The 9,885-nt window shown below is 70.4% G+C and carries 3 protein-coding genes and 1 pseudogene; 1 reads left to right on the forward strand and 3 read right to left on the reverse strand.

Annotated elements, in window-relative coordinates:
• On the forward strand, nucleotides 1–7,518 hold a 7,518-nt coding region (locus HUW62_RS42575; protein ID WP_176437695.1), incomplete at its 5' end, for a non-ribosomal peptide synthetase.
• Between the two features lie 27 nt (nucleotides 7,519–7,545).
• Here HUW62_RS42575 and HUW62_RS42580 read toward each other — a convergent pair.
• From HUW62_RS42580 to HUW62_RS42590, 3 genes and pseudogenes are all read right to left on the reverse strand, one after another.
• Nucleotides 7,546–8,328: an outer membrane lipoprotein-sorting protein gene (locus HUW62_RS42580; RefSeq protein WP_240356711.1), complete on the reverse strand. Its 783-nt coding sequence runs from the start codon at nucleotides 8,326–8,328 to the stop codon at nucleotides 7,546–7,548.
• Nucleotides 8,325–9,638 carry an ABC transporter permease gene (locus HUW62_RS42585; protein ID WP_176437696.1) on the reverse strand — a complete coding sequence of 438 codons (1,314 nt, stop codon included), beginning with the start codon at nucleotides 9,636–9,638 and terminating at the stop codon, nucleotides 8,325–8,327. Before HUW62_RS42585 ends, HUW62_RS42580 begins: the two co-directional genes overlap by 4 nt.
• A 4-nt stretch (nucleotides 9,639–9,642) precedes the next feature.
• Nucleotides 9,643–9,885, reverse strand: a pseudogene (locus tag HUW62_RS42590) (permease); the annotation flags it as partial.

A 9,885-nucleotide genomic window follows, 5' to 3' on the forward strand; every position in this document is an offset into this window, starting at 1 on the left:
GCCCTCGCCTCCCTTCCCCTCCCAGACTCCCTCCCCCTCTCCGACTCCTTCTCTCCTCCTCGTGGCCCCACCGAAGAGCTCCTCTCCCTTCTCTTCTCCCAGGTCCTCGGCCTCGACTCCGTCTCTCGCGACTCCGACTTCTTCTCCCTCGGCGGCCACTCCCTCTCCGCCACCCGCCTCGTCTCCCGCATCCGTCAGTCCTTCGGCGTCGACCTTCCCCTCGCTTCCTTCTTCTCCTCTCCCTCCATCGCAGCCCTCGCGGCGATCCTCGAATCCCACGCGCTCGCTCGCGTCCCGCGGCTCCCGGCTCCAGCTCCCAGGTCTCCCGACGCTCCGCTGCTGCCGACGTTCGCGCAGGAGCGCCTCTGGTTCCTCCATGAGCTGCTCCCTGGCCTGCGCGCGTATCTCATCCCCGAGGCTGTCGAGCTTCGCGGCCCGCTGGACACAGGCGCCCTGGAGTCCGCGCTGCGACTGATGCTGGAGCGACACAGCTCTCTTCGCGCGCACTTCGCTCCTGATGGTGACCGGCCCACGCTTCGGCTGGGGCCCGTACCGGCCCAGGTGCTCCAGGTCGAAGACGCGCCCTCGTCACTGGACGGTGCGTCGCTTCGCGACTGGCCCCGATTCCAGGAAGAGTCCAGCCGCGCCTTCTCCCTGTCCGAGGGGCCGCTGTACCGCTTCCGCCTGTTCCGACTGGGCGCCGAGCACCATGTCCTGCTGCTCGTGCTGCACCACGTCCTCGTCGACGGCCTGTCCCTCGACATCCTCCTGCGCGAGCTGGCCGTGGCCTACTCCGCGCTCCGCCAGCAGCAGGTCCCTGTCCTTCCTCCCGTCGCGCTCACCCAGGCGGATGTCGCGACGTGGCAGCGGCTGCCCTCGGTTCGCGCCCATGAAGAGGCGCACCTCGACTACTGGAAGCGCCAGCTCGCGGGAGCCCCGTCGCTGCTCGCCCTGCCGCTCGACAAGCCACGCCGCTCCGTCGTCGGAGATGCCGGAGCCGTCAGTCGCATCCAGCGCCTGTCTCCCGCGCTGACTCGGGCTTTGGGCACCCTGTGCCGTGAGCAACAGGTGACGCCCTTCATGGCGCTGTATGCCGTCTTCGCCACCCTGCTGCACCGCTACTCCGGACAGGAGGAGCTGGTCGTGGGCAGTCCCACCGCGGGACGCGTCCACCCGGCCACCGAGGACGTCGTCGGCCTGTTCCTCAACACCGTCGTCCTGCGCAGCCACTTCACCTCGGGCCTGACCTTCTCGACCCTCCTGGCGCAGGTCCGCACCACGTCGCTGGAGGCCTTCTCGCATCAGGCCGCGCCGTTCGAGCGGGTCGTCCAGGCGCTCCACGTGGAGCGCGGTACGGGCCACCTTCCACTGGTGCAGGTGATGTTCGACATGGGGCGGGCGGTGACGGAGCCGCTCGCCAGCGCCTTCCAGGGAATGACTGCTCGGGAGCTGCACGTCGACAACCACACCAGTCAGCTCGACCTGACGCTCCATGCCACGGAGGTCGCCGACGGCTTCGAGTTCGCCTTCACGTACAGCACTGACTTGTTCGAGCCCGCCACCGCGGAGCGGATGCTCACCCATTACCTCCAGCTCCTCGAAGGCGCGCTCCAGGCTCCGAGCGCCGAAATCTCGCACCTGCCCCTGCTGACAGACGACGAGCGAGTCTCGGCCCTGCGCGGCGGTCGCCCGGCGCCCACGGCTCCTCCCGAGACGTGCGTGCACGAGGACTTCGCGGCCCAGGCCCTGCGCGTCCCGGAGCGCATCGCCCTGTCCTTCGATGGCGGACAGTGGACCTACGGCGAACTCGCGGCCTGGACTCACAAGGCCGCACGGCGGCTCGCGGCCCAGGGCGTGGCACGGGAGACGCTGGTCGCCGTCATCGGGCCTCGGGATGAGGCCCTCGTTCGCGCCATCCTCGCCGTCCACACCGCGGGCGGCGCGCATCTCCAGCTCGATGCACGACTGCCTCCCGCGCGCGTGGCCCAGCTCCTCGCGGAGAGCCAGCCGCCGTTCCTCCTCGCCTCGGGGACGCTGGACAGCGGACTCACCGAGGCACTCTCCCTGGTCCCCGAGTCCCTGCGTCCACGGGTGTTGACGCTCGACGGGCTGGAGACGCAGAGCGCGGAGCCGCTCACGCGGCGGGCTTCACCGGAGGCGCTCGCGTACGTGCTCTTCACGTCGGGCTCCACGGGTGTGCCCAAGGGCGTGATGGTCCACCATCGGGGCCTGCGCAATCACATCCTCGGCATGGTCGAGGGGCTGGGCATCCACGAAGGCGATGTCATCGCCCAGACGGCGTCCCTGAGCTTCGACATCTCCGTGTGGCAGATGCTCGGTGCGTTGACGCTCGGCGCCACCACGCACCTCATCTCCGATGATTCCGCGCGGGAGCCGCAGCGACTCGCCTCGGAGATTGCGTCGTCTGGAGCCACCGTGGTGGAGCTGGTCCCCTCGGTGCTGCATGCGCTGCTGGAGGACACCGCCGCCAGCGCGCCCGCGCTTCCACGACTGCGGTGCATGGTTACCATCGGCGAGGCCCTGCCGCCTTCCGTATGCCGCGCCTGGTTCGAGCGCTACCCGAACATCCCGCTGGTCAACGCCTACGGCCCCGCCGAGTGCTCCGACACCGCGACGCTCCAGCACCTGGTGACGACGCCGCTCGGAACGAGCACGCCCATCGGCCTGCCCAAGCGGGGAATGGAGGTCCATGTGCTGGACGACTCCATGAACCCCGTGCCTCCGGGTGTCGTGGGTGAGCTCTACATCGGTGGCGTCGGCGTGGGCCGTGGCTACCGGCACCGCCCCGAGTTGACCGCGGAGCGCTTCGTGCCGCATCCCTTCTCGGACGTGCCGGGCGCGCGCCTGTATCGCACCGGAGACCTGGGACGCCGCCTGTCCGACGGACGCCTGGAGTTCCTCGCCCGCGCCGACTTCCAGGTGAAGGTGCGCGGCATGCGCATCGAGCTGGGGGAAGTGGAGGCCGCGCTGGCCTCGCTGCCGTCCGTGCGTGCCTGCGCCGTCACCGCGTGGGAGCGCCGTCCCGGAGACAAGGAACTGGTGGCCTGGGTGGTGCTCACCGGCGCCGAGTCGCCCGCGCTGCTGCGCGAGGCCCTGAGCCAACGGCTGCCGCCCTACATGGTGCCCGCGCGAATCATGCCGCTGACCGCGCTCCCCCTCAGTGCCAACGGGAAGGTGGACCGCAAGGCGCTGGCCCAGCGGCCCCTGCCTCTGTCCGAGGAGGCCGAGGGAGAGCTGCCCCAGGGCGCCACGGAAGAGCACCTGGCGCGGCTCTTCCAACAGGTCCTGGGCGTCGAGCAGGTGTGGCGTGACTCCGACTTCTTCGCCCTCGGCGGTCACTCGCTGAGCGCGACCCGCGTGGTGACTCGCATCCGGCAGGAGCTGGGCGTGCAGTTGCCATTGAGCACGCTGTTCACCCAGCCCACCGTGGCCGGGCTCGCGCGCGCCATCGCCGGGGCTCCGCGCATCCAGGAGTCGCCGACAACGCCGACCGTCACTCCGACAGGCCCGCTGCCGGCGGCGCCCGTGCAGGAGCGCCTGTGGTACGCGCTGCAGTTGCCGGACGCACCTCCCTATGTGCTCAGCCTCGCCATGGTGCTGGACGGCCCGCTGGAGCCTTCCCACCTGGAGGCCGCGCTCGCCGCCGCGCTGGAGCGAAACCACACGCTGCGCACCGTCTTCTTCCAGGAACGCGAAGCCGTGCTGGTCCGCGTGAATCCGACGCTCGCCTCCGTGCTCACGCGGGTGGACCTGTCACACCTGCCTCCCACCGAGGCATTCGAGGCGGCGCGCGCGGCGGTGTCACGGCAGGACCACCTGCCCTTCGATGTGGCCCGGGGTCCGCTGTACCGCTTCGAGCTGCTCCGCCTGGATGCGACGGGCACTCGCCATGTCCTCGTGCTCGCCGTGAGCCACCTCGTCTCCGACGGCCTGGGACTCCACGCGTTCATGGACGAGGTGGCCACCGCCTACCAGGCGGCGCGGGCGCGGGTGACGCCCCTGCTTCCGCCGGCCCCGCTCCAGTACACCGACGTGGCGCGGTGGCAGCGGAGCGAAGACGCCCTGCAGCGGGAGACCGAGTCGCTCGCGTCGTGGAAGCAGGCGCTGGCGAATGCGCCTCCCGTGTTGGACCTGCCCGTGGACTTCCCGCGTCGGGCGCCGGCACTCAACGCCAACATGCGTCCTGTTCGCGTGGCGTTCTCCCCCTCGCAGGGAGACGCGCTCCGCGAGCTGTCCCGTCGCGAGCGGGTGTCCCCCTTCACGTCGGTGCTGGCGCTCGTCCAGTCCTGGCTGCATCGGCTCAGCGGCCAGGGCTCCGTCGTGGTGGCCTCGCCCTTCTCCGGACGCACCCTGCCCCAGACGGAGCGGATGGTCGGCTACTTCGCCAACGTCCTCCCCCTGTGTACGGACCTGACGGGCAACCCGTCCTTCCGACAATTGCTCCGACGCGCCCAGGCGGTGGTGGCCCACGCCACGGCCCATCAGGACGTCGCCTTCAAGCGAATCTCGGATGCCGTGGTGCCGGAGGGTCCGCGCACCTCTCAAGCCCTGGCGCAGACGCTGGTGATGCTGGATTCGGCGGGCACGCTCCGCATGGACGGCCTCGCGGTGGAGGAGCTGGACGCCCCCGGCGTCATCCCCGCGTATGACGTGGTGGTCAGCCTCGTCGAGGAGACGCATGGCGGGTTGGAGGGACTGCTCGCCGTCGACGGAGCCCTCTTCACGGCGGAGTCCGGCGAGCGCATGGCCCGCTCGTTCGAGCAGTGGGTGGACTCGGCGCTGCGGGTTCCTGACGCGCCGCTGTCCCGCCTGTCGCTGCTGTCCGACCTGCAGCGCGCGGAGGTGCTCGCGTCGCTGGATGGAGGGCCGCAGGAGATTCCCACCGGGGCCTGCATCCACACCGTCTTCGAGGCCCAGGTGCCGCGCTCGCCCACGGCCGCCGCCGTGGCGCATGGCGCGACGACGTGGAGCTACGCCGAACTGAATGCCCGCGCCAACCTGCTCGCCCGCGAGCTGGTGGAAAAGGGCCTGCATCCCGAGGAGCGCGTCGGCGTGATGATGGAGCCCTCCGCGCAAGCCATGGCGGTGCTGCTGGGCATCATGAAGGCGGGCGGCGCCTACGTCCCGCTCGACGCGGGCTGGCCTGACGCACGCAAGCAGGCCGTGGTGGAGCGGGCGGGAATCCGCCGACTGTGGTTGGACGAGGACGCACGGACCGCGAACGAGTGGCTCGTTCCCCACGTCGCGGTGCCACGCCAGCCGGAGACTGTTCCGGAGGACCTGGCGCCCGGACCGCGCCGGGTCGCGGACTCCCAGGTGGCGTACATCGTCTTCACCTCCGGCTCCACGGGCGAGCCCAAGGGAGTGATGGTGGAGCACCGCTCGGTGGTGAACCACAACCTGGCCATCGTGAAGCGCTTCGGGCTGAGGGCCGGAGACCGGATGCTCCAGTTCGCGCCGCTCACCTTCGACGCCGCCGCCGAGGACCTCTATCCGCCGCTGGCGGTGGGGGCCACCGTTGTCCTGCGCAACGGGCTGGTCCCCGCGCACGCGATGGCTCCGTACCTGGAGGAGACGGACATCACCCTCATCAGCCTGCCTCCCACGTACATCGAGGAGTGGATTCGGCAGATGGAGTCCTCGGGCCAGCGGCTTCCGCGCCGCCTGCGCCTGCTCGCCCCGGGAGGCGATGTCCTCAAGCGGGAGACCTATGACGCCTGGGTGCGCGTGGGCGGTGCTCACGCGCCGTGGGTCAACGTCTACGGCCCCACCGAGTGCACCATCACCTCCGCCACCTGCGACATCCCCGGCGTCGAGGGTCTGGGCACCGAGGCCACCTTCCCCATCGGCCGGCCCATCCCCCGCGTGCGCATCTACCTGTTGGATGACCACCTGGCGCCCGTCATCCCGGGCCAGCCCGGTGGTGTCTACATCGGCGGGGCGGCGCTCTCGCGCGGCTACCTGGGCGCGCCGCATGCGACGGCGGAGCGCTTCATTCCGGACCCGTTCTCCGAGGAGCCCGGCGCGCGCATGTACCGGACGGGAGACCTGGCGCGGATGCTGCCGGATGGGCGCCTGCGCTTCCTCGGCCGCGCGGACCACCAGGTGAAGATTCGCGGCTTCCGCATCGAGCTGTCGGAAATCGAGACCTGCCTGCGACGACACGCGGGAGTGGAGGAGGCCGTCGTCATCGCGCGGACCACGGCCGCGGGCGTGCAGTCTCTCTGCGCCTATCTCCAGGCGCCCGGCTCCGTCCAGGCGGACGCCCTGCGCGCGCACGTGGCGGCGCTGCTCCCCGCGTACATGGTGCCCGCGGACTTCGTGGTGATGGAGCAGTTGCCCATCAACGCCAACGGCAAGGTGGACCGTCAGGCCCTCCCGTCTCCGGAGTCGCGCCCGGCCCCCGTCGTGGAGACCTCGGCGTCGGCGCGCACGGAGACCCCGTTCCGCACCACGCTGGAGATGGTGCTCCACCGGCTGTGGCGGGAGGTGCTGGAGAAGCCGGGTGTCAGCGTCGAAGACGACTTCTTCACCATCGGCGGCGACTCCATCCTCGCCATGCGATTGCTGGCGCGGCTGGAGGACGAGCTCGGCATTCCCCTGCCGCTGGCCGTCCTCTTCCAGAACGCCGTCCTCCAGGACTCGGCGGAGGCCATCCAGGAGTACTTCCGCGAAGGGCACTCGCGCTCCAACGTCCTCCGCCTGGCCAGCCGCGACGTCCCCGAGGACGCGACGCCGCTGTTCCTCTTCCACGCGGGCGACGGCGAGGTCTACCACTACCGCGAGCTGGTCCCCGTCCTGGAGCCGCACTTCCTCTGCTACGGCATCCAGGCACCGGAGACGCTGACGCCGGACCAGCCCCTCGGCTCCTTCGACGAGCGCGTGGCGGCCTACGCCCGAGACATCCGCGCCATGCAGCCTCACGGCCCCTACCGGCTGATGGGCTTCTCCTACGGTGGCTATCCGGCCATGGGCGTGGCCGCGCTCCTGGAGGCACAGGGCGAGCAGGTGGAGCTGCTGGCGGTGGTGGACACCCTCACCTCCGAGGTCATCCAGGCGGAGATGCCCGCGCAGCGGCTGGAGTCCGTGCTGGCCATGGCGGACGTGCTGGGCGTGTACGACGCCACCCTGGCGGGCGCGCTGGAGGGCATGTCGCTCGAGGCGAAGTGGGAGCACGTGGCCGAGCGCGCCCGCGCCTCGGGGATGGCCTCACCCCACTTCCGGGGCATGGACGTCGCTCGCGCCTGGAAGGTGTTGGGAGAGGTGCTGACGCCGCAGGCCGCGCAGTGGCAGGTCAAGGCGCCGCGCCACGTGCGCCCCCTCATCATCCGGGGCGCCATGACGCTGGCCGAGTTCCATGACGAGACGTTCGGCTGGGACGCCCACCTGCCCCGGGAGCAGTTGGATTTGGTGACGCTGCCGGGACAGCACTCCGACCTGCTGCGCGAGCCCGGAGTGCGGGAGCTGGCGCGGCTGCTCATCCAGAAGAAGGGATGAGCAGCGAAGGGAGGACGGGCATGCGCCTCAGCGCACCCGTCCTTCCAGCCACGTCTTCGTGAACATGTTCGGGTTCAGCGCCTTCAGCGTCACGTCGTCGTAGCGCACCGTGAACTGCGAGCCCGACGCCTCTTCAATCTCCAGCACTTCCTTGTAGGGAAAGACGACCTTGCCAGCCAGCGGGTCCTTCATGGGCTGGTAGCTGCGGATGACGTCGGTGCGGAGGACTCGGCCGGAGGGCGCATAGCCGATGCGCTTGACGATGTTGAACGCCGGGTCCACCCAGATGCGCAACTGCACATAGGAGACCTGGGCGCCGTCCTTCGAGGTGAGGTGGAGCTTGCGGAAGGAGGTTCCGCTGACGACCTCCTCGCCCTCGTCCTTCACATCGTAGCTCTCCGCCAGGCGCGAGCGGTCGAAGTCCTCTTCGCAGGAGACGGTGTTGACGATGTTGCCGCGCTGGGTCGTCCGCTGCCACTGGCCCGTCGACGCCTCGTACTCCCAGAGGTTGCGCCCCATGCGCAGATAGCCGCCACCGGCGAGGTGCCGCGGCTTGGTGATGTAGATGAGCAAATCCCTCGACGAGTCGCGCCGGTAGACCTCCAGCTCCATCAGGTTCTCGGTGCCGTCCTTGCGCAGCTCGCGCAGCCGCACCGTGCCCTTGTAGTCGCTCTGGAAGGCCATGCGCTCGTCGATGAGGCGCAGCACCTCCTCGCCAGAGGGCTTCGCCACCTTGTCGGCGCTGGCCAGGGTGGGAGACAGCAACAGGGTGAGCAGCGTGAGGAAGCGGCGGGCAGGCACCAGGTTCACAGCGACTCCATGGCGGAGCGAGGGGACAACCAGGCGGCGCGCAGCGAGGGGACCACCACCGCGAGCGCGGCACAACACGTGACGAGCACCACGGCGACCACCGCCGAACCCACGCTCGGCTCCAGCGGCAGGTGGGTGCTGAAGAACAAGTCGATGAGCGGCTCCGGCAGGGGGACGCGGCCATGCAGCAGTGTGCCCAACCCCAGCGCGACGACGGCGCCCGTCACCGCGCCCACGAAACCCAGGAGCAGCCCCTCCAACATGAAGAGCACCGCCACCCGGGGGCGCTGCATGCCCATGGCGCGCAGCGTCCCAATCTCCCGGGTCCGCTCCCGCACGGCGACACTCTGCGCCATGAAGATGCCCACCAGGACGACGCCCAACACCACCAGGCCCAGCAGCACCGTCAGCGCCCCCAGGCCGTCGGTGACGAAGCTGAGGAACGCGGACTCGTCCTGCCACGTGGAGACGTCCAGCCGCTGGCCGCGCCAGCCTTCGCGCAACATGGGAGACAGCTTGTCGCCGTAGGCCTCGTGCAGGGCCGGGAGCACCTCGAAGCCCGCGGTGCGCAGGGCCACACGCCAGGAGTCACCCAGCGCATCCACGTCCACCGTCCCCGCGCTTCCCGAGGCACAGGAGAGCTGGAGCACCCCCGCGGCGCCGGGGCGGTAGCCCTCCAGTTCGCGCAGGGTGTCGTTGGAGACGAGGATGCCCGAGGAGCCGCCGAGCAGACCCGCCCGCTCCATGATGGCCACCACCTCCACGTCCAGCGCGTTGCGGCGCAGCGTGCCCACCGACTCCGCGAAGAGCGTGGCCACGTCGCCCATTCCCACCTGGAGCCGCTCGGCCATCGTCGTGGAGAGCACCACCGTCCGGGGCCGCGACAGGGCCGCGAGGCTCCCTTCCTTCATGCGCAGCGTGCCGAGCGCGCCCTGCTCCGCGGCGACGTCCAACGACACGAGATAGGACGAGAAGCGGCGCTGGGAGAAGCCCACGGTGGCGCGGCCCCGTCCCCGCTCGCGCAGGTGACAGTCCGCCGGGACGAGCGGCGCCACCACCTCGCGCACCGGGCCCGCGCTGCCCATCACCGGAGAGATGCTGTCGGGATGGACCTTGAAGTAGCCGCCGACGTTGAGCTCGCCGCTCAGGAACGTGGTGATGGCCTCGCGGTGCGCGGAGGCGACTCCCGCCGTCAGGGCCATCGACAACACCAGCACACCACTGGCCGCCGCCACCACGGAGAACAACAGCAGCATGCGCTCGCGGTGGGCGAAGAGGTTGCGCAATGCCATCTGGAACAGGACGGGCATGGCGTCAGTCCTCCCTCTTCAGCATCGCCACGGCGGGAGAGACGGAGCTGCCTCGCCACGCGGGCACCAGCGCCGCGGCCACCACCACGAAGACGACCCCGAGGCCCACGGCCAGCACGTTGCCGGTGGACAGGTGCGGCCTGAGCACCGTGCCTCCCATGTAGAACTGGAGCGACTCGTCGTGGATGCCGACCCCATCTCCCACCAGGAGCTTCAAGAGCAGCGCCCCCAGCCCCAGCCCCAGGCC

This window comes from Myxococcus sp. AM011 (genome assembly GCF_013372595.1).
In the GTDB taxonomy this organism is placed as follows: Bacteria; Myxococcota; Myxococcia; order Myxococcales; family Myxococcaceae; genus Myxococcus; species Myxococcus eversor.

Bases quoted from the DNA above. Each gene is read 5' to 3' on its own strand.
- HUW62_RS42585 (WP_176437696.1), bottom strand. From the start codon at position 9,638: ATGCCCGTCCTGTTCCAGATGGCATTGCGCAACCTCTTCGCCCACCGC.